At 59.3% G+C, this 25,873-nt stretch carries 24 protein-coding genes; 8 read left to right on the forward strand and 16 right to left on the reverse strand.

The window, feature by feature from the left end; all coding sequences use genetic code 11:
- The first annotated feature begins 151 nt into the window (after positions 1-151).
- The 3 genes from AC19YY_RS15850 to AC19YY_RS15860 all read left to right on the forward strand — a co-directional run bounded on the left by AC19YY_RS15850 (position 152) and on the right by AC19YY_RS15860 (position 3,044).
- Complete coding sequence (locus AC19YY_RS15850) at positions 152-958, forward strand: TatD family hydrolase (RefSeq protein WP_500604504.1); 807 nt, start codon at positions 152-154, stop codon at positions 956-958.
- A 96-nt stretch (positions 959-1,054) separates the two neighbouring features.
- The gene (locus tag AC19YY_RS15855) at positions 1,055-2,536 is read left to right on the forward strand and encodes a methyl-accepting chemotaxis protein (RefSeq protein WP_500604505.1); all 1,482 of its coding nucleotides are present in this window, start codon (positions 1,055-1,057) and stop codon (positions 2,534-2,536) included.
- Between the two features lie 145 nt (positions 2,537-2,681).
- The gene (locus tag AC19YY_RS15860; protein WP_170042804.1) at positions 2,682-3,044 is read left to right on the forward strand and encodes an Mpo1-like protein; all 363 of its coding nucleotides are present in this window, start codon (positions 2,682-2,684) and stop codon (positions 3,042-3,044) included.
- A gap of 7 nt (positions 3,045-3,051) precedes the next feature.
- On the opposite strand, the gene AC19YY_RS15865 is transcribed toward AC19YY_RS15860, so the two are convergent.
- From AC19YY_RS15865 to AC19YY_RS15875, 3 genes are all read right to left on the reverse strand, one after another.
- Positions 3,052-3,849: an acyl-CoA thioesterase gene (locus AC19YY_RS15865; protein ID WP_169952696.1), complete on the reverse strand. Its 798-nt coding sequence runs from the start codon at positions 3,847-3,849 to the stop codon at positions 3,052-3,054.
- Between the two features lie 101 nt (positions 3,850-3,950).
- A complete protein-coding gene (locus AC19YY_RS15870; protein WP_170042802.1) occupies positions 3,951-4,712 on the reverse strand; it encodes a CHAD domain-containing protein in 762 nt (253 codons plus the stop codon).
- Between the two features lie 95 nt (positions 4,713-4,807).
- Positions 4,808-5,086 (reverse strand): hypothetical protein, encoded by a 279-nt coding sequence (locus AC19YY_RS15875; RefSeq protein ID WP_029300795.1) that lies wholly within the window; start codon positions 5,084-5,086, stop codon positions 4,808-4,810.
- A 216-nt stretch (positions 5,087-5,302) separates the two neighbouring features.
- On the opposite strand from AC19YY_RS15875, the gene AC19YY_RS15880 reads away from it, so the two are divergent.
- Positions 5,303-6,340, forward strand: a complete 1,038-nt coding sequence (locus AC19YY_RS15880; protein ID WP_169952699.1) for a patatin-like phospholipase family protein — start codon at positions 5,303-5,305, stop codon at positions 6,338-6,340.
- A gap of 124 nt (positions 6,341-6,464) precedes the next feature.
- On the opposite strand, the gene AC19YY_RS15885 is transcribed toward AC19YY_RS15880, so the two are convergent.
- The 6 genes from AC19YY_RS15885 to kdpF all read right to left on the reverse strand — a co-directional run bounded on the left by AC19YY_RS15885 (position 6,465) and on the right by kdpF (position 14,639).
- Positions 6,465-7,160, reverse strand: a complete 696-nt coding sequence (locus AC19YY_RS15885; RefSeq protein WP_170042801.1) for a response regulator — start codon at positions 7,158-7,160, stop codon at positions 6,465-6,467.
- A 49-nt stretch (positions 7,161-7,209) separates the two neighbouring features.
- The gene (locus AC19YY_RS15890) at positions 7,210-9,861 is read right to left on the reverse strand and encodes a DUF4118 domain-containing protein (RefSeq protein ID WP_500604506.1); all 2,652 of its coding nucleotides are present in this window, start codon (positions 9,859-9,861) and stop codon (positions 7,210-7,212) included.
- 256 nt (positions 9,862-10,117) lie between these two features.
- The gene (gene kdpC / locus AC19YY_RS15895; protein WP_170042799.1) at positions 10,118-10,663 is read right to left on the reverse strand and encodes a potassium-transporting ATPase subunit KdpC; all 546 of its coding nucleotides are present in this window, start codon (positions 10,661-10,663) and stop codon (positions 10,118-10,120) included.
- A 114-nt stretch (positions 10,664-10,777) separates the two neighbouring features.
- Entirely contained in the window at positions 10,778-12,841 is a 2,064-nt protein-coding gene (gene kdpB, locus AC19YY_RS15900; protein ID WP_500604507.1) for a potassium-transporting ATPase subunit KdpB, read from the reverse strand.
- A 5-nt stretch (positions 12,842-12,846) separates the two neighbouring features.
- Positions 12,847-14,541: a potassium-transporting ATPase subunit KdpA gene (kdpA, locus tag AC19YY_RS15905; RefSeq protein WP_432754416.1), complete on the reverse strand. Its 1,695-nt coding sequence runs from the start codon at positions 14,539-14,541 to the stop codon at positions 12,847-12,849.
- A gap of 8 nt (positions 14,542-14,549) precedes the next feature.
- The gene (gene kdpF, locus AC19YY_RS15910; RefSeq protein WP_032863112.1) at positions 14,550-14,639 is read right to left on the reverse strand and encodes a K(+)-transporting ATPase subunit F; all 90 of its coding nucleotides are present in this window, start codon (positions 14,637-14,639) and stop codon (positions 14,550-14,552) included.
- 377 nt (positions 14,640-15,016) lie between these two features.
- Between kdpF and eat the strand changes: the two genes are divergently transcribed.
- The 3 genes from eat (at position 15,017) to AC19YY_RS15925 (ending at position 17,385) form a co-directional block, all read left to right on the forward strand.
- Positions 15,017-16,381 (forward strand): ethanolamine permease, encoded by a 1,365-nt coding sequence (gene eat / locus AC19YY_RS15915; protein WP_172313989.1) that lies wholly within the window; start codon positions 15,017-15,019, stop codon positions 16,379-16,381.
- Between the two features lie 111 nt (positions 16,382-16,492).
- Positions 16,493-16,660, forward strand: a complete 168-nt coding sequence (locus AC19YY_RS15920; protein WP_003172675.1) for a DUF2897 family protein — start codon at positions 16,493-16,495, stop codon at positions 16,658-16,660.
- Positions 16,661-16,794: 134 nt separating this feature from the next.
- Positions 16,795-17,385: a TetR/AcrR family transcriptional regulator gene (locus tag AC19YY_RS15925; RefSeq protein WP_500604508.1), complete on the forward strand. Its 591-nt coding sequence runs from the start codon at positions 16,795-16,797 to the stop codon at positions 17,383-17,385.
- A gap of 17 nt (positions 17,386-17,402) precedes the next feature.
- Here the strand turns inward: AC19YY_RS15925 and AC19YY_RS15930 are convergent, their stop codons facing one another.
- On the reverse strand, positions 17,403-17,738 hold the full coding sequence (locus AC19YY_RS15930; protein WP_170042796.1) for a ComEA family DNA-binding protein: 336 nt from the start codon (positions 17,736-17,738) through the stop codon (positions 17,403-17,405).
- Positions 17,739-18,047: 309 nt separating this feature from the next.
- Between AC19YY_RS15930 and AC19YY_RS15935 the strand changes: the two genes are divergently transcribed.
- Entirely contained in the window at positions 18,048-18,566 is a 519-nt protein-coding gene (locus AC19YY_RS15935) for a GNAT family N-acetyltransferase (RefSeq protein WP_500604509.1), read from the forward strand.
- 51 nt (positions 18,567-18,617) lie between these two features.
- Here the strand turns inward: AC19YY_RS15935 and AC19YY_RS15940 are convergent, their stop codons facing one another.
- The 6 genes from AC19YY_RS15940 to AC19YY_RS15965 form a co-directional block, all read right to left on the reverse strand.
- Positions 18,618-20,612 carry a polysaccharide biosynthesis protein gene (locus AC19YY_RS15940; protein WP_169952718.1) on the reverse strand — a complete coding sequence of 665 codons (1,995 nt, stop codon included), beginning with the start codon at positions 20,610-20,612 and terminating at the stop codon, positions 18,618-18,620.
- A gap of 222 nt (positions 20,613-20,834) precedes the next feature.
- Positions 20,835-21,845, reverse strand: a complete 1,011-nt coding sequence (locus tag AC19YY_RS15945) for an MraY family glycosyltransferase (RefSeq protein ID WP_169952720.1) — start codon at positions 21,843-21,845, stop codon at positions 20,835-20,837.
- Positions 21,842-22,810: a UDP-glucose 4-epimerase family protein gene (locus AC19YY_RS15950; protein ID WP_492633524.1), complete on the reverse strand. Its 969-nt coding sequence runs from the start codon at positions 22,808-22,810 to the stop codon at positions 21,842-21,844. Before AC19YY_RS15950 ends, AC19YY_RS15945 begins: the two co-directional genes overlap by 4 nt.
- Positions 22,807-23,718: a glycosyltransferase gene (locus AC19YY_RS15955; RefSeq protein WP_170042790.1), complete on the reverse strand. Its 912-nt coding sequence runs from the start codon at positions 23,716-23,718 to the stop codon at positions 22,807-22,809. The genes AC19YY_RS15950 and AC19YY_RS15955 overlap by 4 nt, the downstream gene beginning before the upstream one ends.
- Before the next feature lie 65 nt (positions 23,719-23,783).
- Positions 23,784-24,689 carry a glycosyltransferase family 2 protein gene (locus tag AC19YY_RS15960; protein WP_169952726.1) on the reverse strand — a complete coding sequence of 302 codons (906 nt, stop codon included), beginning with the start codon at positions 24,687-24,689 and terminating at the stop codon, positions 23,784-23,786.
- Between the two features lies 1 nt (position 24,690).
- Complete coding sequence (locus tag AC19YY_RS15965) at positions 24,691-25,794, reverse strand: hypothetical protein (RefSeq protein WP_500604510.1); 1,104 nt, start codon at positions 25,792-25,794, stop codon at positions 24,691-24,693.
- Between the last annotated feature and the right edge of the window lie 79 nt (positions 25,795-25,873).

A 25,873-nucleotide genomic window follows, 5' to 3' on the forward strand; every position in this document is an offset into this window, starting at 1 on the left:
TTGCATGCAAGGGTGTCACAGCAGCAGGCCATCGGCCAACCACGGTGTTACTTGCGACGTTCAAAGACAGCGATAACTCGTTGTAGTTCTTGGTTTTTCTTATAAATCTACAGCTCTGATAGACTTTCCGACCGCAGGCGGAGATAGCACCATGCAACTCATTGATATTGGCGTCAACCTGACCAACCCCAGTTTCGACGACAAGCACCAGGCCGTGCTCGACCGCGCCTATGCCGCTGGCGTGGGCCAATTGGTCGTCACCGGCACCAGTGTGCAAGGCAGCGAAAAGGCCCTGGAACTGTGCCAGCGTTGGGATGAAAGCGCCCGGCGACTGTTCTCCACTGCGGGCATTCACCCCCACAGTGCCAGCGACTGGAACGCCGACAGCGCCCGGCAACTGCGTGATCTGCTCAGCCAGGACCGGGTACGCGCGGTGGGTGAATGCGGGCTGGACTTCAACCGTGACTTCTCACCCCGCCCCCAGCAGGAAAAAGTCCTCGAAGCCCACCTGGCATTGGCCGTCGAATTGCAGTTGCCGGTGTTTCTCCATGAACGGGACGCCAACCAGCGCCTGCTGGAGATCCTGCGCGACTACCGTGATCAACTGCCCGCCGCCGTGGTGCACTGCTTCACCGGCGAGCAACGCGCGCTGTTCAGCTACCTCGATCTGGACCTGCATATCGGTATCACCGGCTGGATCTGTGACGAACGCCGTGGGATGCACTTGCACCCGCTTGCAAGGGAAATCCCTCGGGGCCGCCTGATGCTGGAAAGCGACGCGCCCTACCTGCTGCCACGCACCCTGCGCCCCAAACCGAAGAACGGGCGCAATGAGCCGGCCTATCTGCCGGAAGTCTTGCGCGAAGTCGCCCTGCACCGCGAAGAAAGCCTGGAAGACCTGGCCCAACACAGCACCGCCTGCGCCCGCGCCTTTTTCGGCCTGCCTGCGTTGGATTGACGCGGTGCATTGACCCATATCAACACCCATTTCCCGGATAGCGGCACAATAATGGCACCTTGCCAATACTGTTTCCGCTATCAGAGAAAACCTTCCATGGGTGCCTGGCTTAGCAATATCTCGCTGAAGTACAAATTCTGGGCCGTGAATGCGGTCGCGTTCATCACCACACTGCTGCTGGTGCTGTATGCCGTGCAGCTTGAACAACAGGCCCGCAGCCATGCCTCCCAAGCCTCGGCACAAGCCCAGGGCCGCTTGCTCGGTGCCTGGCCGGCCGGGCAAGCGCTGCCCACAGGCGAGCACTGGCTGACATTTGCCCGGGGCCAGGTTCCCGAGTTGGCGGACCAGGACTTGTCCGCCCTCAGCGAAGCCAGCGGCTGGGTCGAGTTCAATCACATGCCGCTGTTCGGCGAGAACCCGTTGATGGGCGCCGAAGTCGTCGCCCGCGCCGATGGCCAGCAAGTTGCGGTATTGGCCTATGCACCGAGCCTGAGCCAGGTGTTTACCGAACGTTTCACCAACTACGCGGTGGCGGTGCTGATCCTGATGCTCGCCATGCTCTGCGCCTCGCAGTTACTGATCCGCTTTTTGCTGGCCCAACTCAACACCTTGAAAGACGTAATGCTGCACGTCGAGAAAACCGGCGACCTCTCGGCCCGCGTGCCCCTGGCGTGCAAGGACGAAGTCGGGCAGATGGCCAGTGCCTTCAACGCCATGCAGGCCGGGTACCAGCGGGTGGTCAGCACCGTGGCACGCACCGCCAAGCTGTTGGACGATGGCGCCGCGCGCCTGGCCAGCAGCATGAATGAGGTCCAGCACGGCATGCTCGGCCAGCAAAGCGAGACCGACCAGGCGGCCACCGCGATCAATGAAATGACCGCCACCGTGTATCACATCGCCCAACACGCCGGTGCCACCCGCGACTTGTCCCAGACCGCCGACACCCTGGCCGGCAGCGGCCAGGAAGTGGTGAGCCGGGTCCAGCGCTCGATTGCCGGGTTGTCCACCGGAGTGCAGCAAACCGCCGAGATGATCCAGAAGCTGGCCGAGGACAGCCAGAAAATCAATGGCGTGGTCGGCGTGATCCACAGCATCGCCGAACAAACCAACCTGCTGGCCCTCAACGCCGCCATCGAAGCCGCGCGCGCCGGGGAAATGGGCCGCGGCTTTGCGGTGGTGGCCGATGAAGTACGCAACCTGGCCAAGCGCGTGCAAAGCTCCACCGATGAGATCACCCGCATGGTCTCTGCCCTGCAGGCCGGTACCCGGGATGCGGTGGACTTTATGCAGGAAAGCTCGTTCAAGGCCGACGACTGCGTGCAGCAGGCCCAGGAAGCCGGCGCTTCACTCGCCGAAATCACCAGCGCCGTGGCGCAGATGCGCGAGAGCAACACGCAAATTGCCGTTGCCGCCGAGCAGCAGAGCCATGTGGCCGAAGAGATGAACCGCGCGGTGGTGAGCATTCGCGATGTCACGGAAAACACCGTGCAACAGACTGTGGATTCGGCCACCACCAGCAACGAACTGGCGACCCTGGCCGGCGAGTTGAGCAAGGCTATCGGCCAGCTCAAACTGTAACGTTTGCCCACCGATCAGCCAGCGCACGCCGCTGGCTTGCTCCATCAAAACGCTATAATCCCCATAGCCAACCCCAATTCGCCGCCCCTGCCCGCCCGACCTAAACTCTGTTCATCAAGTATCAATGGACAGAGGATTTATCATCATGGGCAAACGTCACCCCAATCTCCCGGCCTGGCAATGGCGCGCCTACCCGCAGAACCATCAGCACCCGACCAACCTGGTATTGCACCTGATTGCCGTGCCGTTGTTCATCGTCGGGTTCCTGCTGATTGTGTCCGGCGTGTTCAGCCTGAGCCTGGCCAGTTTCGCCATCGGTGTGGTCGGCGTAATGGCCGGCCTGGCGCTGCAACGCCACGGCCATAGCCTGGAAGCCCAGGCCAGCGAGCCGTTCAGTGATCGTAAAGATGCAGTGCAGCGCCTGGTGGTCGAGCAGTTCGTGACCTTCCCGCGCTTTGTCCTCAGCGGTGGCTGGTGGCAGGCCTGGCGTCAGCGCCACCGCCACTGAGGATGGCTCAGGCGAAGACCACCACGGTCTGGCGGCTGATGGCGATCAATTGGCCGTCAGGCCCCCACAACATCGCCGCAGCATGGCCGTAACCGTCGCGGGCATGCTCGATCTGGACGTGGTACTGGCACCAGTCCAGCGTCGTCAACTGCGCCAGGGGCTGGATGAATTCGATGGTCCAGGTCAGGGTGCTGCCGGGTGCCGGCTTCTTCAGGTGCGGCAAGAGCGCCGGCGGCCAGGCATCCACCAGGGCGAGGATATGGGCTTCGGTCAGAGGCTCTTCTTTCACATCCCCCCGCAAGCGCACCCAGCCGCCCATTTCCCGGGATTTGTTGCCGGTGAACGGCAAGCCACCGACACTCCAGCGCATCGCCAGGTGGCGCATGAATTCAGGCGTCACGCCTTTGATATAGGGCAGTTCCTGGCACTCGTCCCAATGCTTGAAGGCCGGCGCGGGCAAGGCCGGCACGTCGATCTCTGAAGGCCGCGATGCGCCGAAGCTGGCCTGGGCCAGGGTCATCACTTCACCGCCCTGCACCACCCGCCCCAGCAACTGGCTGACCGCCTTGCCTTCGCGCAACACTTCCACTTGATAGCTCGCCGATAGATCTGGCGCCACTGGCCCGACAAAGGTCACGGCCAACGAACGCAATGGGCGATCAGCCGGCACCTGGGCACGCAACGCTTCGTATTGCAAGGCGGCAACCAGCCCGCCAAACGTGGCGCGACCCTGGGCCCACTCGGCCGGAATAGACACGTCCAACGGGTTGTTACGGGCAGCATCGAGCAAATCACTAAAGCGCATGGCGACCTCACATCAAGAAAACCGATGAGCGATCTTAACCAGCGCGCCAGCCCGGTACAGCGCTTATTCCGGCCAAATACCCAGACAGATAAGCCGCAGACTCAGAAACAGTCCGCCGCCAGCTTGTCGAGGACCCGGTCCGCCTTGCCCTCGGCCTGAGCCATGGTGCGCTGCCAGACCGCGACACAGGGCTGTAGATCGGCCTGCTGCGCGGCTTGCGCCAGCCATTGCCAGCAGTCATGCCAATCCCCCAGCGCGCCCTGGGCAGACTTGAGGCGGGACATGGCCTTGGCCGGCACCTGGCCCAATTGCGGGTAGGCCTCGGCCGCGTAGCGCACGCGCTTGATCAACAAGCGCAGGCGATGGCGGTCGTGATCGGGATCGTGCAGTGCCACTTCCAGTGCCTGCCATTGCTTGGCCAGGCGCTTTTCGATGCGCGTGCGCAGGCCCTTGAGCAGTTTTTGCTGCTGGGATGCGCGGATAAATCGTGGAAAGGCTTCGAGGATCAGCAGCAGTCGCGCCAACTCCGGGCTTTTCGCCACCTGTTGATAGGTCTGCGACTGCAGGCGCAGGCGCCGGGCGGCTGCTTGGTGATAACCGTGCTGCTGCAGATACGCCGCCAACACCTCGCGGTCGCGCAGCGGCGTGGTCAATTGGCCGACTGCGCTGGCGGCCGTCTCCAGTTGCTCGACGCCGGGCAGCCCGCGCAAGGGCCGCAACAGGCTGCGCAGACGGCGCACGGTGGTGCGCAGGTCGTGCAACGCTTCGTCATCGGTAACCGCCGCCAGGCGCGCCTGGCAACTCAACAATCCGACTTCCAGGCCAATGACCTGGGCGACTAACTGATCCACCAACGCCGACATGCTGCTTCCCCTGTTAAACAACGTCCATGCACCTGCGCAAAACAGGTGTCTGGAACCACCTTAACCATTCCCCCCGCGGGTTGCGCTGACTCGGATCAACGCCCGGCGCGCGACTCACGGATATAGAAACGGGCTTTTTCGGCTTTGCTGGCACAGCCTTCAAACGCTTCGAATTGCTGCTGGGTCTTGGCGCCGGTCAGCAACGACAGGGCCTTGGAATAGCTGACCGTGCCGGCAAACCCTTCGGCCTTGGCCAGGTCCAGTTCGTGCCACGCAGCATCCAACTGGCTGCCACAGCTATCGCGATAGGCCGTTTTGCCGGCACAACCGGCCAGGGCCAACACAATCACAGGCAAACACATCCAGGCTTTCATCAATGACACCTCAAGAAAAGAAAACAGTCGTGGGATGTAGACGCTGCCTACATCGAAAAGTGCCTTGTCACACAGCCTGAAATGCCCAGTACTGATAGCCAAAGCATACCCGAGCAAATAGGTCGGTTTACGAAATTTATCGCTCCGGTCAACTAGGATTGAAGCAGCCCCCTGGTTAGGTGCATTGTGGACAGCTGTTTTGCGAAGGATCCGGTCATGAAAAAACGCGTTGCATTGGTCCTGGGCTCCGGCGGAGCAAGGGGTTATGCCCATATCGGGGTGATCGAAGAGATCGAAAAACGAGGCTATGAAATCGCCTGTATCGCCGGCTGTTCCATGGGCGCGGTGGTGGGCGGGATCTATGCGGCGGGCAAGCTGCAGGACTACCGGAACTGGATCGAAAGCCTGGATTACCTGGATGTGCTGCGCCTGGTGGATGTGAGCTTTCGCCTGGGGGCGATACGCGGCGAGAAGGTCTTCGGGCAGATCCGCAAGATCGTCGGCGAGATCAATATCGAAGACCTGCGCATTCCCTACACCGCGGTGGCCACCGACCTGACCAACCAGCAGGAAATCTGGTTCCAGGAAGGCTGCCTGCACCAGGCCATGCGTGCCTCGGCAGCGATTCCCAGCCTGTTTACCCCGGTGATGCAAGGCAACCGCATGCTGGTGGACGGCGGCCTGCTCAACCCGCTGCCTATCGTGCCGGTGGTGTCGAGCCATTGCGACCTGATCATTGCGGTCAACCTCAACGCCACCAACCAGAAACACTACACCCTGCCGGTGATCCAGCGCCCGCCGGCGTTCAAGAGCCGCTTCGATAACCTGGTGCGTTCACTGGGCTCGCACCTGCCGTTTCGGCGCAAGCAGGCCGAGCAATTATTGTTGCTGGAACAAGAAGCGCTGCAGGCGCAAGCCGCCGATATCAACCCTTGGCTCGAAGGCGCCGAGCCCGAATCCCAGCAACCGGCTGCGGCCCCGGAAACGCCCGGCGCCCCCAAGTCGGCCACCGGTTCGTTCATCATCGACAACGTGGGGCCGGCATCGCTGCTGGACTTGATCAACCAGAGTTTCGAGGTGATGCAGACGTCGCTGGCCCAGTACAAAATTGCCGGCTACCCGCCGGATGTGCTGATCAACGTGCCCAAGCGCGTGTGCCGCTTCTTTGAGTTCTACAAGGCGCCGGAACTGATCGCGTTGGGGCGGGAGATTGCCAGTGATACGCTGGATCGGTATGAGAGTGAGCAGAGTTGAGCTCTGCGGCGGGGTTTATGGCCTCATCGCGGGCAAGCCCGCTCCCACCTTTTGCATGTATTCACACAGCTAAATGTGGGAGCGGGCTTGCCCGCGATGAGGCCGGCCCAGCAACCACAATCTTTCAGCCCTCCCCCCCCAACAACCGATACCCCACCCCCGCCTCGGTCACGATAAAACGCGGCTGGGTCGGGTCATCCGCCAGCTTTTGGCGCAAGTGCCCCACCACAATCCGCAGGTAGTGGCTGTCTTCGGTATGGGTCGGGCCCCAGATATCCTTGAGTAGTTGCTGCTGGGTGATCACCCGGCCCGGATGACGCGCCAGTTGCGCCAGGACCGCGTATTCCTTGCGGGTCAGGGCCACATCGACACCGTCCAGCAACACCCGCCGATACGCCAGGTCGACCGTCAGCGGGCCGAAACTCAGTGCGGCTTGCTGCGCTTCGCCGGTGGGCGCCTGGCGCAGCAGCGCACGCACCCGGGCGAGGAACTCCTGGATGCCAAATGGCTTGGTCACATAGTCGTTGGCGCCCCCATCCAGGGCCTGGACCTTCTGCCCTTCGCTGGCACGCACCGACAACACCAGCACCGGGGCGCTCGACCATTCGCGCAGCTCGCACAGCACCTGTTGGCCGTCCATGTCCGGCAGGCCCAGGTCCAGCACCACAAGGTCCGGCTTGCTCAAGGCCGCCTGGGCCAGCCCTTCGGCGCCGGTCCCGGCCTCAATCACTTTGTAGCCCTGGGAGGCCAGGCTGATGCGCAAGAACTTGCGGATCTGCGGCTCGTCGTCAATGACCAAAATCGTCGCAGTCTGGCTCATGGTGTTCCATCACAATCGCTGAAAAAAGATAAGAGTAGCGCAGCGGGTATCACGCTTCACTCTCCAGGCTCGGCTGCGTCTGCAACGGCAGGAACAAGGTGATGCAAGTGCCCCGCCCGTCGATGCCCTCGGCCACGCTGATATGCCCGCCGTGGGCGCCAACCATGCCCTGGCAGATTGCCAGGCCGAGTCCGGTGCCCTGCCCACCCCGGTCGCCCCGTGCGGCGGTGTAGAACATATCGAAAATCTTCGCCCGTTCGTCTTCGGGAATCCCCGGCCCTTCGTCACTGACCGAGAAAAACAGCGCCTGCTCCGCCACGCCGGCGCGCAGTTGCAAGCGGCCATGGGGCGGTGAAAAGCGTGCAGCGTTTTCCAGCACATTCACCAGTGCCTGCTCGATCAACGCGGCATGTACATAAAGCAGCGGCAACTCGGGCGGCACATCGGTGCTCACCTGCAACGGCGCCAGCACCGCGCGCAAACGGGCGAGGGAACTGCCAACGATATCGCCGGGCGACACCCAGTCCCGCGCCAGCTTCAAGGCGCCATGGCCCAGGCGGGTCATGTCCAGCAGGTTCTGGATGTAGCGGTCCAGGCGCTCGGCTTCATCGCGGGTGCCTTCCAGCAACTCACGCCGATCTTCCAGGGGAATGGCTTCGCCCAGCGCCAGCAGGCTGTCGATGCTGCCGCGCATGGAGGTCAGCGGCGTGCGCAAGTCATGGGACACCGAGGCCAGCAAGGCGCTGCGCAGTTGTTCGGTCTCGCCGTGCAAACGGGCGGCCTCCAGGTTCTGGGCCAGTTGCGCGCGGGCCAGTGCCTGGGCCAACGGTTGGCTCAAGGCCGTGAGCAAGCGCCGGCGTTGGCCACTGAGTTCCAGGCCGGCCTTGGGGCTGACGCCGAGCAGGCCCAGCGGACCGTTTTCAGCAGACAACGGCCACCACCACCAACGCCCAAACGGCAAGGTGCCGGTGCCCATGCCCGCTGGCTGATCGTGCTGCCAGGCCCAGTCGGCGGCGGCACGTTCAGCCTCGGTGAAGGTGATCGGCCCACCGGTCTCGACCTTCCAGTCACTGGGCCCGTCGCGATTGACCAGGCACAGCTGCAAATCGCTCCAGCCCTGCAGATGGTGGGCCGCAGCGCTGACCACCGCCTGGCGATCGGTGGCGGCGGTGAGTTTGCGCGACAGGTCGAGCAGTTCACTGGTTTCTTCCTGGGTGTCGCGCAGGGCCTGCAACTGCCGACGCTGGCGCGCAGCCAGGTTGCCGGTCAGCGCCGCCATCAGCAGGAAGAACAGCAACGTCAGCACATCCTCTTCACGCTGGATGGCGAAGGAGAAATTCGGCGGGATAAACAAAAAGTCATAGGTCATGAACGACAACGCCGCACACGCCAATGCCGGCCCCAGGCTGCTGCGCACCGCCACCAGCAGCACCGCCGCGAGGAACACCAGGGAGATATTGGGCAGCGGCAGGACACTCGACACGCCCCATGCCAATGCACTGGCCAGCACGGTTGCCAGCAGCGCCAGGGCGTAGTCGAACCACACCAGACCACGTACATCGGGCAAGCGCGGCGGCACCGGCGTTTCATCGCTATCGAGGACGTTGATCTCCAGGCCCCGGGCATTGCGCAACAGGCGCGCCGCCAAGCCACCGCCGAACAGCCGGCGGCGCCAGCGTGGGCGCGACTGCCCCACCAGCACCAGGCTGGCACGGCGTTCGGCCGCGTGCTGGATCAGGGTCTTGGCCACCTCGCCGGCCCGCAGCAACACCACCTCACCGCCCAGGCGCTCGGCCAGTTGCTGGGCGTTTTGCAGGCGCAGCCGCGACTGTTCGTCACGTACCCGACCGTTGTCCACATGCACCAGGCTCCAGGGCAAATGCCGGCGCTGGGCCACACGGCTGGCGTGGCGCACCAGGCGTTCGGCCTCGGCATCGCCATCCACCCCCACCAGCAAGCGCCCGCGCACGGTGGGCGCGGCCTGGCCCAGTTGCCGGTAGCCCTGGGCCAGATCGTCATCGACGTGCGCGGCGGCGGTCTGCATTGCCAGCTCGCGCAGGGCCATGAGGTTGGTCTGGGTAAAGAACGCATCGATGGCCGCGCGCGCCTGCTCCGGCACGTAGACCTTGCCGTCACGCAGGCGCTCCAGCAGCTCGCGGGATGGCAGGTCGATCAGCAATAATTCATCGGCTTCCTGCAATACCCAGTCCGGCAGGGTTTCACGCACCTGCACGCCGGTGATGCCACGTACCTGATCATTGAGGCTTTCCAGGTGCTGGACGTTGACCGTGGTGAACACGTTGATCCCGGCAGAGAGCAGCTCCTGGATGTCTTGCCAGCGCTTTTCGTGGCGGCTGCCGGGGGCGTTGCTGTGGGCCAGCTCGTCCACCAGCACCAGCTTGGGCTTGGTGGCGAGCAAGCCGTCGAGGTCCATTTCTTCGAGCATCACCCCACGGTATTCGGAGCGCAGCAGCGGCTGCTGGGGCAAGCCACTGAGCAAGGCCTCGGTCTCGGCGCGGCCGTGGGTTTCCACGACGCCGGCCACCAGTTTGACGCCCTGGCGCAGTTGGGTGTGGGCGGCCTGGAGCATCGCGTAGGTCTTGCCCACGCCCGGTGCGGCACCGAGGAACACTTTGAGCCGGCCACGGCCGTGCTTGGGTAGGTCGGCTAGAAGGGCGTCGGCGCGGCCGGAGTCACTCATGGGGCAGTCTTCTTTCAGTTAGGGATGTTGGGAACAGGTTGGCGCCATCGCGGGCTTGCCCTAATGCCAGTCAGTTAAGCGCAGATCCCCTTTGGGAGCGGGCTTGCTCGCGAAAGCAGTGGGTCATGGGCCGACGTCTTCGCGGCGATGCGGCGATCCGACAAGCCCGCTCCCACATTTGATCTTCACTGCTTTGAGCATTGCGTTCGCTTAACTGATCGGCACTAGGGCAAGCCCTCGATGGCGGCGCAACGGTCTACAACTTTTCCAGCGCCATATTCAGCGCCAGTACATTCACCACCGGCGGCCCCACCAGCGGCTGTTCGATATGCTCGTCCATCAAGCGCTCCAGGGTCGACACCGGCAGCTGGCGTGCCGCCGCTACCCGCGCCAGTTGATAGGCAATCGCCTGCGGTGGCAAGTGTGGATCAAGACCGCTGCCGGAGGTAGTCAATAGCGCCAGGGGCACCGGGCCCTGGCCGGGGCCCTGGATTTTCGCGGCGTCGTCAAACACCCGCGTCGCCAGCGCCGGGTTGCTCGGGCCGAGGTTGCTGGCGCTGCTGGACACGGTGGCAAACGCACCCGCCGAAGGCCGCGAGTGGAACCAGCGCTCGCCGGTAAATTCCTGGGCAATCAGGCTGGAACCGCGCACCTTGCCTTGGTCGTCACGCACCAGGCTGCCATTGGCCTGATCGGGAAAGGCCACCTGGGCGACACCGGTCACTACCAACGGATAGGCCACGCCCGTGATCAGGGTCATCAATACCAACAGGCTCAAGGCCGGACGGATCATGCTGGACATTTCATCTTCCTCAATTGATTCGTGACCTGTAGGAGCCGGCTTGCCGGCGACAGCGGTGTGTCAGTTACACCGCGTCAAGCGGATCGCCGGCAAGCCGGCTCCTACAGGGTTGGGTCAGACCAGGTGCAGCGCGGTCAAAAGCATGTCGATCGCCTTGATCCCGGCGAACGGCACCACAAGCCCGCCCACGCCATAGATCAACAGGTTGCGTCGCAGCAGCGCCGCCGCACTCGCCGCCTGCACCCGCACACCGCGCAGGGCCAGGGGGATCAGCACCACGATGATCAGCGCGTTGAACACAATCGCCGAAAGGATCGCGCTCTGCGGGCTATTCAGGTGCATCACGTTAAGCACGCCCAGTTGCGGGTAAATCGAGGCAAACAGCGCCGGCAGGATCGCGAAGTACTTGGCCACGTCGTTGGCGATGGAAAAGGTGGTCAACGCGCCCCGGGTCACCAGCAATTCCTTGCCGATCTGCACCACGTCCAGCAGCTTGGTCGGGTCGCTGTCGAGGTCGACCATGTTCGCCGCCTCGCGGGCCGCCTGGGTCCCGTCATTCATGGCCATGCCCACATCCGCCTGGGCCAGGGCCGGGGCGTCGTTGGCACCGTCGCCACACATGGCCACCAGGCGCCCGTCGTTCTGCTCATGGCGGATGCGCGCCAGTTTTTTCTCCGGCGTGGCTTCTGCCAGCACATCATCCACGCCGGCTTCAGCGGCAATCGCGGCGGCGGTCAATGGGTTGTCGCCGGTCACCATCACCGTGCGGATCCCCAGCTTGCGCAGCTCGGCAAAGCGCTCACGGATACCCGGCTTGACCACGTCCTTGAGGTGGATTGCGCCAAGCAATTTACCGTCGGCACACACCAGCAACGGGGTGCCGCCGCTCTGGGCGATCTTGTCGATTTCCCGGGACAGCGCGGGCAACAGGTCTTGGCGTTGCAGGCCGATAAACGCCAGCAGCGAATCGACCGCACCTTTACGGTAGACCCGGCCCTGATAGTCCACACCAGACAAGCGCGTTTCGGCGCTAAATGGCACGCCTGTCAGCTCTTGCACGGAGGGCTCGTTGTACGGATGCAGGGCGCGCAGGTATTCGACGATGGATTTGCCTTCCGCCGTATCGTCGGCCAGCGAGGCCAGCAGCGCGCCTTCGGCCAGTTCCTTGCCGTTGACGCCAGGCGCGGCATAAATGCCTGCACAGCGACGGTTACCGAAGGTGATGGTGCCGGTCTTGTCCAGCAGCAGCACATGCACGTCCCCCGCCGCCTCCACGGCGCGCCCGGACTTGGCGATCACATTGAGGCGCACCAGGCGATCCATGCCGGCGATGCCGATGGCCGATAACAGGCCGCCGATGGTGGTGGGAATCAACGTCACCAGCAGTGCCACCAAAAACACCAGCGGCAGGCTGCCATTGGCGAAATGGGCGAAGGGCTGCAAGGTCACCACGACCAAAAGGAAGATCAGGGTCAGGCCGATCAGCAGGATATCCAGCGCCACTTCGTTGGGGGTTTTCTGGCGCTTGGCACCTTCGACCAGGGCGATCATGCGGTCCAGCGTCGACTCACCGGGGTTGGCGGTGATGCGAATCAGCAGCCAGTCCGAGACCAGCCGGGTATTGCCGGTGACGGCCGAGCGGTCGCCGCCGGACTCGCGGATGACCGGCGCGGACTCACCAGTGATCGCCGCCTCGTTGACCGCCGCGATGCCTTCAATGACTTCGCCGTCGCCAGGGATCATTTCCCCGGCCGCGACCCGCACCACATCGCCTTTGCGCAGGCTGGTGGCAGGCACTACCGTGAAGCTGCCATCGGCCTTCTGGCGCCGCGCACTCAGGCCTTCGCTGCCAGCCTTGAGGCTATCGGCACGGGCCTTGCCACGGCCTTCGGCCAAGGCTTCGGCGAAGTTGGCGAACAGCACGGTGAACCACAGCCACAGGGCGATCTGCACCGCGACAAAGGTCGGCACGCTGCTGTCCGGCACCAGGCACAACACGGTGGTGAGGATCGCGGTGAGCTCGACCACCAGCATCACCGGCGAACGCTTCAGCTGGCGCGGGTCCAGCTTGACGAACGCCTGGATCAGCGCCGGGCGCCACAGGGCCGAGATCGCGGTCTTGGCCGACTCCTGGGTCTTGACCGCAGCGGTATTGTTTACAGGCATATTCATGTTCATACCCCTTAGAAGCCCATGCTCAGGTGTTCAGCAATAGGGCCCAGTGCCAGCGTCGGCAGGAACGTCAGGCCGCCCACCAGCAAAATGGTCACGGTCAGCAGCGTCACGAACAACGGGCCGTGGGTCGGGAAGCTGTTTTGGCCAATCGGTGCGCTTTTCTTCATCGCCAGGCTGCCGGCCAGGGCCAGGACCGGGAGGATGTAGCCAAAGCGGCCGATCAACATGCCCAGGCCCAGCATCAGGTTGTGAAACGGGGTGTTGGCGCCCAGGCCACCGAAGGCCGAACCGTTGTTGGCACTGGCCGAGGTGTAGGCATAAAGCAACTGGCTGAAGCCGTGGGGGCCGGGGTTGCTGATGGTCGCGGCGGTGGCCGGCACGCTGGCGGCAATCGCGCCGAGTACCAGTACGCCGACAGGCATCACCAGCAGCGTCACCACCAGCAACTGCACTTCCCGGGCCTGAAGTTTCTTGCCGAGGTATTCCGGGGTGCGGCCGATCATCAAGCCGGCGAGGAATACCGCGATCAGCACGTTGAGCAACATCCCGTACATACCGGCACCGACGCCACCGAAGATCACTTCGCCGACCATCATATTGACCAGCGCGACCATCCCGCTCAGGGGGTTGAGGCTGTCCTGCATGCCGTTGACCGAACCGTTGGACGCCGCCGTGGTGGTCACCGACCACAACACGGTGCCGGTGGTACCGAAGCGCGATTCCTTGCCTTCCAGCGGCGCAGCCTGCTCGACGGCCGGGTTGTTCAGGGTCGGGTTGGGCTGGTACTCAGACCACAACGACACCGAGCCACCGATCAGGAACAGCGCCAACATGCAGCCGAGGATCGCGCGGCTCTGGCGCAGGTCCTTGACGTAGTGGCCAAAGGTGAACACCAACGCCACCGGGATCATGATGATCGCCGCCAGTTCAAACAGGTTGGCCCAGGCGGTTGGGTCTTCAAACGGATGCGCCGAGTTGACCCCGAAGAAGCCGCCGCCGTTGGTCCCCAGTTGCTTGATCGCAATCTGACTGGCGGCCGGGCCGAGCGGGATCACCTGATCGACGCCTTGCATCGTCAGGGCGTCGACATAGTGGGCGAAGGTTTGAGGCACGCCCTGCCAGACCAGAAACAACGCCAGCACCAGGCACAATGGCAGCAGGCCATAGAGGGTGGCGCGAGTCATATCCACCCAGAAATTGCCCAGGGTGCTGGCGGACTTGCGACCAATCCCACGGCAAAGGGCGACAAGCACCGCAAGGCCAGTGGCCGCACTGACAAAATTCTGCACGGTCAGGCCGACCATCTGGCTCAGGTAGCTGAGGGTGGCTTCACCGCTGTAGGACTGCCAGTTGGTGTTGGTCATGAAACTGACGGCGGTGTTGAACGCCTGCGTCCACTCCTGACCCGGCAATTGCTGCGGGTTGAGCGGCAAGTAACCCTGGAACAATAGGATTGCAAACAACAACAAAAAGCCCGCCAGGTTAAAGGCCAGCAGGGCCAGGGTGTACTTCTGCCAACTTTGCTCTTGTTGCGCATCAACCCCGGCCACGCGATAACACACGCGCTCCACCGGTCCGAACACCGGCGTCAGCCACGTGCGCTGCCCTTCCATCACCTTGTAGTAGAACCGCCCCAGAAATGGCGCCGGAACCAGCACCACGACGAAGAAGGCGATGATCAGCCAATAGTCATAACTGTGCATAGCCGCTCCTAGCCCCGGTCCGCGCGCAACAGCGCAACCAGCAGATAAATGAACAGCGCCACGGCCAGTAGCAGTGACACCCCGTCCAGAACACTCATGGAAGTTTCTCCGTCAAACGGCGACTGCCGCGTATGGGGCATTGTCCGCAGGAGGCGCGTAAAGGAGCGAGGGCGAGTGGGTGGTGGAGGCGTAAAGACGGCGTAAAGAGTGGGCTGGGCTTAGGTCTGCGAGATGGCTATCGCGGCTAAGCCCGGCGCCTGCGCTTGAGCGTGTTCACCGAGCCCATGTGGGAGCGGGCTTGCCCGCGATAGCATCTGCACATCCACCACCGCCCTACCCTGGTGCACGAAATAACAGTCTCAAACAACAAACTATCTCCCAGGCGACAGTTCCTGCCCTTTACGACGCCCTTTTCCAAGCTGGCATGGCCGCTGCAATGTCCTGAAACATTCCAAACCGTTCAGGGAGCAGCACGATGAACACACAACTCAAGCCCACCTTGGGCACCTTGCACCTGTGGGGCATCGCCGTCGGGCTGGTGATCTCCGGCGAGTACTTCGGCTGGAGCTATGGCTGGGGCGTGGCCGGGACGCTGGGCTTTTTGGTGACGTCATTGATGGTCGCCGCCATGTACACCTGCTTTATCTTCAGCTTCACCGAACTGACCACCGCGATTCCCCACGCAGGCGGGCCGTTTGCCTACAGCCGCCGAGCGTTCGGCGAGAAAGGTGGGTTGATTGCCGGGCTGGCCACCTTGATCGAATTCGTCTTCGCGCCCCCGGCGATTGCCCTGGCGATCGGCGCCTACCTGAATGTGCAATTCCCGGCACTCGACCCGAAACACGCAGCGGTCGGGGCCTACTTCGTGTTCATGGGCTTGAATATTCTCGGGGTCAAACTGGCTGCGACCTTTGAATTGGTGGTGTGTGTGCTGGCCGTGGCCGAACTGCTGGTGTTTATGGGCGTGGTCGCCCCGGCGTTCAGCTTCAGCAACTTCGCCCTCAACGGCTGGGCGGGCGCCGACACCTTTGGCGCACCGGCCGTTGCCGGGATGTTCGCGGCGATCCCCTTTGCCATCTGGTTCTTCCTCGCCATCGAAGGCGCCGCCATGGCCGCCGAAGAAGCCAAGGACCCGAAACGCACGATTCCCAGGGCTTACATCAGCGGCATCCTGACCCTGGTGTTCCTGGCCATGGGCGTGATGTTCTTTGCCGGCGGCGTGGGCGACTGGCGCACCCTGTCGAACATCAACGACCCCCTGCCCCAGGCGATGAAAACCGTGGTGGGCGACAGCTCCGGCTGGCTGCATATGCTGGTGTGGATCGGCCTGTTCGGCCTGGTCGCCAGCTTCCACGGCATCATCCTCGGCTACTCGCGGCAGTTCTTCGCCCTGGCCCGCGCCGGGTACCTGCCCTCCTCCCTGGCCAAACTGTCACGCTTCCAGACACCCCACCGGGCCATCCTCGCCGGCGGCGTGGTGGGCATCGCCGCAATCTACAGCGACGGCCTGATCAACCTTGGCGGCATGACCCTGACCGCCGCGATGATCACCATGGCCGTGTTCGGCGCCATCGTCATGTACATCATGAGCATGCTCAGCCTGTTCAAACTGCGTAAGAGCGAACCGCTGCTGGAGCGCACCTTCCGCGCGCCGGGCTACCCTATCGTGCCGGCCATCGCCCTGATCCTGGCGCTGGTGTGCCTGGTGGCCATGGCGTGGTTCAACACCCTGATCGGCCTGATCTTCCTCGGGTTCATGGCCGCAGGTTTCATCTACTTCCAACTGACCGCCCAAGACCGCGCCGATGCGCCGGCAGATGCAATGTTGACCGGGCTCTAAACCAGCGAGGCAGAACGGGCCTACAATGGAACGACTGACGAATGCCGTCACTCAAAGCTGATAGTGCCGTGGGGAATTTTCCCCATGGCAGTCGGCCTCAAGGAGAGCCCTATGCCCTGGTATGCCTGGTTGATCATGGTGGTCGCTATCGGTTCGATCGTCGGTGGCTTGATGATGCTGCGTGACAGCGCCAACAAAGTGGAACTGACCGACGAACAACGCAAACGCGTCGCCGAGCGCAATGCTCAGGCGGACGCCAAGGATGCGCAGGATCGCTGAAACAAACGCCTCGTGCTGACCGCTACTGGCAGCACGCCAGGCGAATCGATTTAGAGTAGTGCAAATTTGTAATCGCACCGAGAAACGCCGCCAAACCTTGGTTAATATGGCCTGATGTTTCAGAGGGCCTTCTTATGCGCTACTCGCAAAATCACAAAGCTCAAACCCACCAGCGCATCATTAAAGAGGCGTCGGTCCGGTTTCGTCGCGATGGCATCGGCGCCACCGGTCTGCAACCCCTGATGAAAGCCCTGAACCTGACCCATGGCGGGTTCTACGCCCACTTCAAATCCAAGGACGAACTGGTGGAAAAGGCCCTGCAAGCAGCCTCTGCCGAGCTGGACGCACATTGTGCGATGCTCTTCAGCCAGGAACGACCGCTGGAAGCCTTCATCGACAGTTACTTGTCCGAGTGGCACCACACCTCCCCGGACCAAGGCTGTCCGTTACCCACCATGTCCTCGGAACTGGGACAGCGCGGGCAACAGAGCCCCACCACCGATACAGTCCTCGGCGCCCGTCTCAGTCAAATCGAAACCGCATTGGGCAACCCCAACGCAGACGAGCAAAGCCTGGTGATGATGTCCACACTGGTGGGCGCGTTGGTCCTGGCGCGTAGCGTCGAAAACCCGGAACTGGCGACACGCATTCTCGACGTGGTGCGAGAAAGCCTGAAAACCGGGGTCAATACAGCCTCTGCAGACATAAAAAAGGCCGGTCAATGACCGGCCTCGTGCCTTGATTACTTAACTTCCAGCCTGTCGCGATTCTTCTCCAGCAGCGACTTGCCAATTCCCTTCACTTCCAGCAACTCATCCACCGCCGTGAACGATCCATTGGACTCGCGATAAGCAATGATCGCCTTGGCCTTGGCGGCGCCAATGCCGAACAGATCACGGCGCAGGGTTTCAGCGTCTGCTGCATTGAGGTTGACCTTGGGGGTTGCTTGTTCGCTTGCACTCAACTGGGCCGCGAGCGGTACAGGCGCCTCGGGTTTGGACGATGGGGCGGCGATGGCCGTGATGGAAAGGCTGGTGAGAATGGCAAAAAACAGGGAGGAAAAAACCGATCTACGCATTGGAGACGCTCCATGACATCAGTGGGAAAAGCAGCTTTGCGAAGCTGCTTTTCAAACTTAGGTGATGTGGGATGGCTGTCAAAAATGGAGGTATTGCAAGATGTAGCTTCACTGGCTTTAGCGCTCAAAAAGCGACAGATGTTTTCGGCACTCTGTAGATTGGACTATAGATAGAACTTTTCGACTTAGACATAGGGACGTATCATGTCTATCCGGCCCCAAGCATCGTCAGCCCGAATGAAAACTTCGACGCAGCGCCTGTGAAAAACATGCACCATATATTAACAAAACCAGTTAAATGGAAAAAAAATGAACTTAGAATCAAAAACGGTAAGACTACGACTCATTGAAGAGAGCGATGCTGGATTTGTTCTGAAGCTGCGCCTCGACAACAACTACAACCAGTTCCTCTCTTCTGTAAACCCAAGTGTTGAAGCTCAAAGAGAGTGGATCAACAAATACAAGGGCGATGAGCAGAAAGGCGTTCAATATTACTTCATCATTGAACGCCTTGATGGCGTACCTTGCGGCACGGTCAGACTTTATGATTTCAAAGAAAATTCATTTTGTTGGGGCAGTTGGATTCTCAACGAAGACAAAACCAGATATGCAGCCCTGGAAAGTGCTTTCCTAGTTTATCAGTTTGCCTTTGAAAGTCTTGAATTTGAAAAATCACACTTTGATGTTAGAAAAGGTAATGATCGAGTTATCTCATTTCATGAGAAAATGGGAGCAATCAAGACAGGTGAAACCGAACTCGATTTTCTTTTTGAAATCACCAAAGACGCAGTTAATAAAACCAGAGTCCGTCTATCGAGCAAAATATAAAACCAACTTGCCAGGCATTATGCCTGGCAACATTGACGCACACCTTGCGCTCTAAGGCTCGAGGCGACGCTGCTGATAGATCCAGTCCACGATCTCGCCATCCGGAGCATACCCACTGACCGTATCGCGTAGCAGTTGACGGACCCGGCTGTAGTCGTCCGCATCAACCGCGGCGAGCAGCTCTGTCAGCTTCCCTTTGAGTAACTCCCAATCCAGATGATCCTCGTTGGCACTCATGATCATCGGGTGCTGGGTCGCCACGACGTTATCGCCAATCAGCAACTCCTCGTAGAGCTTTTCACCGGGACGTAGCCCTGTAAACTCGATGGCGATGTCACCATGTGGGTTTTTATCCGAACGAACACTCAGGCCGGACAGGTGAATCATCTTCTCTGCCAGCTCGACGATTCTTACCGGCTCGCCCATATCGAGCACGAACACATCTCCGCCCTGCCCCATAGAGCCCGCCTGGATCACCAACTGGGCCGCTTCGGGAATAGTCATGAAGTAACGCGTGATCTTGGGGTGAGTGACCGTAAGCGGCCCACCAGATTTGATCTGCTTGTGAAACAACGGAATAACCGAGCCAGACGAGCCCAATACATTGCCAAAGCGGACCATGGTGAAGCGGGTCTTGTTGACGCGGGAAACATTAGCCTTGTCGCCAAACAATACCGGGGCCAACTCACGGCTCAACGCCTGCAACGTCAACTCGGCCAAACGCTTGGTACTGCCCATGACATTGGTCGGGCGCACAGCCTTGTCCGTGGAGATCAGCACAAAGTTGGAGACCCCCGCCTGAAGCGCCGCCTGGGCGGTATTCAATGTACCAATGACATTGTTAAGGACACCCTCGGCAATGTTGTGCTCAACCATCGGTACATGTTTGTAGGCTGCCGCGTGGTAGACCGTATCAACATGCCAGGTCTTCATCACGTCGAGCAATTTTGCCTGGTTGCGTACCGAGCCTAGGATCGGTAGCAAGCGAACAGGCAGCGACTCACGAGTGATGCGCTGCTCAAGCTCGGACAGAATGCTGTAAAGGTTGAATTCACTGTGCTCGAACAGCAACAAGGTAGTAGGACGCAATGCCAGGATCTGGCGGCAAAGCTCTGAACCAATCGAACCACCCGCCCCCGTGACGAGCACGCTCTGACCTTTGATGCAATGCTCCAGCAAATCGCCCTGGGCAGGCACGGCATCCCGCCCGAGCAAGTCGGCAATGTCTACTTCCTGAATGTCATCGACCTTCACCCGGCCGCTGGCAAGATCCATGAAACCCGGCACACTCCGTACGTGCAGCGGGAACCCTTCCAACAGGCCGAGAATCTCGCGCCGCCGCGCACGATTGGACGACGGAATGGCCAACAGGATTTCCTGGGCCCCCGTGGTGTCGATCATCTGTTGAATGTGCTTGGGCTTGAACACTTGGAGGCCGGAGATGACGCGATCGGAAATACTGCTGTCGTCATCGATAAACGCCACCGGACGCATGACCCGCCCCATGCGAAGCGCAGCCACCAGTTGATTGCCGGCAGCACCTGCGCCGTAGATCGCAACCTTGGTCAGGCCATCATCGCGACTGGTAAACGGCACATGCTGGGCTGCTGCAAACCAATCCCCCAGAAAGTACTGGCGCATGGCCAGGCGCAAACCACCAATCATGATCAGGCTGAGCCACCAGTAGTTGAACACGATAGAGCGTGGTACGACGTTCTCGTGGTTGCTGTACCAATAGACTACAACCCCCAAGATCAACGCCGACAGGCTGACCGCCTTGATAATCGCGATAAGCGCATCGTTACCGAAGTACCGCATCACGGCGCGATACATGCCAAAACGAATAAACAGCGGGATCGAGACGATTGGCGCGCTGATGAACAGCCATGAATGCAACACGACGGGGTTGACCAACTCGTCGATCCCCAGACGAACCACAAATGCCATCCAGAGGGCGAGCCAGACCAGCACGATGTCGGCAATGACCTGGAGGATGCGTTTGCGTCTGCGAGGAAGGCTCAGCAAATATGCCCGTAATTTATCCATGTTATTCCCGACTACCCCTTACTGCATACAATTGAAAAAACGCCCGGCTGGAGACTTCCGACAGTTATTCTGATCCGGCGTAAAAAGCATGTTGCCACGGTTTAGCTCCTTGATACTAAGAATGTAAAGCCCGTAGAAAAAAACTGCCGGTGATTTACATATATCAGTGCCGAATCCAAGCCCACCTAGCAGCAAGGAAAATTGACGCTTTGGCCAGCGGCGCTACTCTCTCTGCCCTGCACTATATTTGACAGCCAGGAATACTAGGGGAAGATACGCAATAACTGTTCCCACCCCTGCGTCCAGCCCAAAAAGCGCCACCGCCAATGCCAACGGCAACAGCCAAACTACATTGATAACGGCAACCGCAAGTGTGACGGGCAGATGACGGCCATATTGGCGGCTGGCAAATTGGTAGGCATGGCTGCGATGGGCCTCATAGACTTTATCGCCCCGGGCAAGCCGTCGGATGAGAGTAAAGGTCGCATCCACGATAAAGACACCCAGCATGATCAGCCAAGCGAAGAAAAACTCACTACCGGCCCAGGCAGCCTGAACAGAAAGACCTCCCAGAATGATCCCCAGAAACCCACTACCTGCGTCGCCCATGAAAATACGGGCCGGCGGGAAATTCCAATACAGGAAGCCAGCCACAGACACACTCAACAACAAGGGTGCCCACATCATCGACGGCTGCCCGCTCAAAAAGTAAATAAGCGTCAGCGCAAGACAGGCACAGATAGCCTGCAGACTGGCAAGACCGTCAATACCGTCCATGAAGTTGTAGAGATTCAGCATCCAGACCAGGTAAAACACGGCCAGGACATGGCCTACCCAACCAAGATCGAACGTAACGCCAAAAGCTGAAATTGCCGGTAGTCCCTGCATCCAGGACAACATCCAGATCGCGGCGGCAAAATGCCCCAACAAGCGCCAACGAGCGGCGATATGACCATGATCGTCCATAAAGCCGATGATTGCGATCAACAACCCTGCACCTAGCAGAGCAGCACTCTCAGCAACCGTTATCAACTGGGCACCCGCCAGCCACACGAGTGCAAAGGCAAACGTCAGTACAATCGCCACTCCCCCACCGCGAGGGGTGGGGACCGTGTGCGAACTGCGGGCATTGGGAATATCAATGATGCTGCGGCGCAACGCGTATTGACGCAAGAGCGCCGTTAGCGCCAGGGAAACCAAGGCGACAATGGGAAAGATGTACCAGTACTTCATTCAGTTCGCTCGCTGACATAGTGTTGCGCAGTAACAGCAAGACCTTGCTCGAGTGTAAGTGGCGGCTGCCAACCCAACACCTGGCGCGCCTTGGTGACATCGACTTGCAGCGAGCCGCAAAGACGTTGGGACAGCGCTTTTTTGCCTAACAAGGTCGCCCCCCAGACCAGTACCCACTGTGGAACCGGTATCAACCTGGCTGGGGCGCCCAGGGCTTTTGCAAGTTTACGTAGCAGCTCACTGGTCGACACGTCATCCCCGTCGCTCGCCAAGAAGGTCTCATTGGACGCAGCCGGGTGAGTCGTACAGGTCAAGATCAGGCTCACGAGATTGTCCAGCGCAACGAGGCTTCTTTGGTTGCGTATGGCACCAAATGGCAGAGGAACGCGCTTCACGAGCCATTTCATCATGCTTTCAAAGTTGGCTTTGACTCCCGGTCCATACACAAGTACCGGTCGGATTATCACCACTTCAAGCCCGGTCTCAAGCGCAAGAGCTTTCAACGCCTCCTCCGCCTCCATCTTGGAAACACCATAAGGATCAACGGGCGCCGACGGGTCTGTTTCGCGAAAAGGTCGGCCCGGGGCGGTTTGCTCGCCGTTGACTTTCACCGAACTGACGAACACAAATCGCCTGGCTCCTGCGGACGCTGCGCTACGGGCCAACGCAAGGGTATGCCCGACATTGACCCGCCGAAACGCCGCAAGAGGATCCGTTTCGGTGTCGTTCATGACGTGAACGCGTGAAGCGAGATGAACAACAACATCTACGCCCTGCAAAGCTGGGTGCTCTGGTGACACAGCCGAGAAATCGGCAAGCACGACGTACTCGACATCTGAAGCAGAAGCATCCGGCAAACGACGGACAAGGGCACGCACCTGATAATCAGTGCTCCCCTGCAATTGTTGAATCAGATGACGGCCGACAAAACCGCTGCTGCCGGTGACCAATAACTGGGTTTTCATTTCTTTTGCCTCAAAACCGCCAACACCAGACACAAACCAGCGAATACCAACTTATCCCGTGGGCGTCTGCGGCACTTCGCGGCACTGGTCGCCAAGCGCAGCAGGTCCAGGCGCCCCAGCCCGATCCAGCGCCGGACAAAAGGTTCGTCAGCCATACCGACCATGCCGGCGATCAGTGCAGCCTGATTCAGCCACCAACCATCTAGCACTTGGGAAAGGCGTTTCTTGAACGCCTTTGAGCCGCTATTCACCCCGACCTGGTTACCACCATGCTGGCGATAGCGCATATAAGGCCGGCTATCGATCACCCACTTGAATCCGTGTGAACGGCTATAGGCATAACAATACCAATCATGCAGCGTCACACCCTGTACTTGTACAAAACGACTGTTGATATGCTGTTGAAGCTCAACAAACAGACGCTGGGAAAAGACGTAAGTGCACCCAGGGCCGGCAGCCTCGAACAAATGATCGTACGCAACCTGAGGCTGCGATTTGACAATGGTCGACTCACGACCATCAGGCCAGAATGCCGTTACATTGCCGGAGTAGCCGTCAGCCCCTGTATCGTTCATGTGCTGCGTGGCGCTGACAAGTTTGTCTGGCAGCCAGATATCGTCCTGGTCGGCGAATGAAAAATAATCAAAGTCTTCAGTGGGTGCTTCATTGACCAGGCGGAAAAAGTTTCGTGCCGCACCACCAAATTTTTCACCGTGGGCCAGGGATTTGACCCTTGAGTCTCTCTGGCACAGTTGATCGACCCATTCTTCGGTACCGTCGTTGGAGCTGTCCACACTGATCAGAATCGAGACGGATACACCCACTTGCCCCAAGATCGAGTCAACTTGTTCGGCCATCCAACGCATACCGTTGTAGGCAGCGAGCAGAACCAGAATACGTGGCTGCATCAGAATCCACCCTTAGTACTTGATCCAAAAACAATCCTTGAAAAATTACGTCCTGAAAATAGCATTCAACGCACCCCGCCCAACTTTTTCTGCCAGCCATGGCTTACGCCGCGAATCATCATTCTCAGCGATTTGAGCTTATTGTCGTCAATCAGCAGATTAACGAAAAAACGCAGTACCAATGCAGACAGCAGACGTTTTTTCCAACAGGTCGGCGTATGGCGCATACGGCAAACAGCGACGGTATTACGAAAGAAAAAATAACGGCGCACGGGGGAGTATCTAAAAAAACTCAAGCCAAAAATCTTGACGGGAGGAGCATCAGACAATGCATGGCCCATTTCCACATTCAGGCAACCATACAACGTATAGCCCTGGTCACGGACCCGAAAGCACCACTCCGTATCCGTAAAGTCGACGAACATACCTTCGTCATAGCGAATACCCTCGATCCACGCCTGAGTGCTGATAAACATCCCCGAGGTAATGAGCGCATCCGCTTTTACCAAGCCGTGCTCATCATCAGAGCTGAAAACCGGCTTGATTGCGCCGTCGATTGAACTGTAAAAAGGGAAATTGATTTTCTTTCCATCACGACGGTCAAAAAACGCCGGGCTAACAGCAATACAACTGGCGTCCTTTGCCTTGGCGCTCATCATCGCCTGATACAACCGCGCAATCAGATCGGGTTCAGCATGACTGTCCTGGTCGAACGTCACGACGTATTGCATACCCGCTTCAATCGCCATGGCAAAGCCGGTATTGAGCGCGGTGCCCAACCCCTGGTTGCCATTGAGCGAGACATAGTTGACCCGCGCACGCACTTCAGGCTCCTGCGCCAGAAATGATTCGCTCCCGCCGTTATCGACCAACACCAGAAACTCAACCTGAGCTGCCAGGGACGTCAGCAGCTCATCAAGTATCTTAATATCGGGATTATAACCGACGACTATTGCTGCAACAGTATTCAACTTACCTCCTGACCTCGGCATGCAACGCCGAAGGTTCTTGATTTTTTAACACGACAGACCAGTACCACAATATCACTAAGAACCCGAAGGAATTAAAAAGAACGGGATTACTTAAAGACATTATAAGATACATAAAAATTATCAAGCGGCTGGACGAGCCTTGCACGCTTGGCACATACCTGCGAGTAGGAAAAAGCAGAATACTAAACAAGAGAATCGATAAAGGAAGGCCAACATACCGGATTGAATCCATCCAGGTAATTTCAGTTTGCGACACCAGCCTTTGATAGCCTTCAGTATAAAAAAATGAGCCAAGGCCATTACCGAACACCAGCATTTTCCAATCCACAACATTCAGAAACGACAAAAAGTGGCCAATCTTGATACTGTTAGACGCTTCATCGGAGCTGAATACGCTAGTTTCCGCGACCAAGTATCCCACAACCAAAGAAACCGCAGGAACCAAAGCACTTAACACCAACAGGCGCACAGCCCAACTTTGGTTATAAAAGTACAAGACAAACATCGAAATCATACCCATCACCATCAACCCTCTAGAGGCTGACGAGACAATAGCGACCATTATCACAATCATAAAAAATAACGAATGAAGTCTTTTAGACTTCAAAAAATCAATAAAAAACAAAGATAAAGGAAGCAACATAAACGGAGAGGAGCGATGATGAAGCATAAACATATCCAACCCGCCAAAATTACGTAGACCGTAATATCCAAGCTCGTTAGCATTATAAAAATCGAGCAGTGTCACCGCCAGAAATGACCCTGGCTCGACCATCAATATAAAAGAAAACATACACATAATAAGCGCGAAGATAGCACCTACAGATTTGACAATTGACCCCATATCCACCCTGAATTCAGCGATGGAATAGATCAGAAAAAGCGACACCGCGCCCAATAGCATTTGCCGGGAAAAATCGGTGTCTGTGTCACCTACCAACCCGAGAAGAAAACCATATAAAAAAATCGAAACCACAATAATCGGCGCAATTGTTCTCAGTGGCCGAGTCAACAAAACATAAACCGCCATCAAAAAAAGCGGTATGAAAAACAATTTATTCAATACAAAGATCGGCACCAGCACGGTTGACAGACAATAAAAGAACAAAAGCCAACTTACAATCCGACTAGTCATTGAAAACCCACGCTCGATCAACGAAAAC

The organism is Pseudomonas sp. MF09156, from assembly GCF_059862305.1.

Coding starts and splice junctions, on each gene's coding strand:
- AC19YY_RS15925 (WP_500604508.1), top strand. CDS start 16,795: ATGCGCTACTCGCAAAATCACAAAGCTCAAACCCACCAGCGCATCATT.
- kdpB (WP_500604507.1), bottom strand. CDS start 12,841: ATGAACATGAATATGCCTGTAAACAATACCGCTGCGGTCAAGACCCAG.
- AC19YY_RS15920 (WP_003172675.1), top strand. CDS start 16,493: ATGCCCTGGTATGCCTGGTTGATCATGGTGGTCGCTATCGGTTCGATC.
- AC19YY_RS15935 (WP_500604509.1), top strand. CDS start 18,048: ATGAACTTAGAATCAAAAACGGTAAGACTACGACTCATTGAAGAGAGC.
- kdpF (WP_032863112.1), bottom strand. CDS start 14,639: ATGAGTGTTCTGGACGGGGTGTCACTGCTACTGGCCGTGGCGCTGTTC.
- AC19YY_RS15855 (WP_500604505.1), top strand. CDS start 1,055: ATGGGTGCCTGGCTTAGCAATATCTCGCTGAAGTACAAATTCTGGGCC.
- AC19YY_RS15880 (WP_169952699.1), top strand. CDS start 5,303: ATGAAAAAACGCGTTGCATTGGTCCTGGGCTCCGGCGGAGCAAGGGGT.
- kdpC (WP_170042799.1), bottom strand. CDS start 10,663: ATGTCCAGCATGATCCGTCCGGCCTTGAGCCTGTTGGTATTGATGACC.
- AC19YY_RS15940 (WP_169952718.1), bottom strand. CDS start 20,612: ATGGATAAATTACGGGCATATTTGCTGAGCCTTCCTCGCAGACGCAAA.
- AC19YY_RS15955 (WP_170042790.1), bottom strand. CDS start 23,718: ATGCAGCCACGTATTCTGGTTCTGCTCGCTGCCTACAACGGTATGCGT.
- AC19YY_RS15870 (WP_170042802.1), bottom strand. CDS start 4,712: ATGTCGGCGTTGGTGGATCAGTTAGTCGCCCAGGTCATTGGCCTGGAA.
- AC19YY_RS15875 (WP_029300795.1), bottom strand. CDS start 5,086: ATGAAAGCCTGGATGTGTTTGCCTGTGATTGTGTTGGCCCTGGCCGGT.
- AC19YY_RS15945 (WP_169952720.1), bottom strand. CDS start 21,845: ATGAAGTACTGGTACATCTTTCCCATTGTCGCCTTGGTTTCCCTGGCG.
- AC19YY_RS15890 (WP_500604506.1), bottom strand. CDS start 9,861: ATGAGTGACTCCGGCCGCGCCGACGCCCTTCTAGCCGACCTACCCAAG.
- eat (WP_172313989.1), top strand. CDS start 15,017: ATGAACACACAACTCAAGCCCACCTTGGGCACCTTGCACCTGTGGGGC.
- kdpA (WP_432754416.1), bottom strand. CDS start 14,541: ATGCACAGTTATGACTATTGGCTGATCATCGCCTTCTTCGTCGTGGTG.
- AC19YY_RS15885 (WP_170042801.1), bottom strand. CDS start 7,160: ATGAGCCAGACTGCGACGATTTTGGTCATTGACGACGAGCCGCAGATC.
- AC19YY_RS15850 (WP_500604504.1), top strand. CDS start 152: ATGCAACTCATTGATATTGGCGTCAACCTGACCAACCCCAGTTTCGAC.
- AC19YY_RS15930 (WP_170042796.1), bottom strand. CDS start 17,738: ATGCGTAGATCGGTTTTTTCCTCCCTGTTTTTTGCCATTCTCACCAGC.
- AC19YY_RS15860 (WP_170042804.1), top strand. CDS start 2,682: ATGGGCAAACGTCACCCCAATCTCCCGGCCTGGCAATGGCGCGCCTAC.
- AC19YY_RS15865 (WP_169952696.1), bottom strand. CDS start 3,849: ATGCGCTTTAGTGATTTGCTCGATGCTGCCCGTAACAACCCGTTGGAC.
- AC19YY_RS15950 (WP_492633524.1), bottom strand. CDS start 22,810: ATGAAAACCCAGTTATTGGTCACCGGCAGCAGCGGTTTTGTCGGCCGT.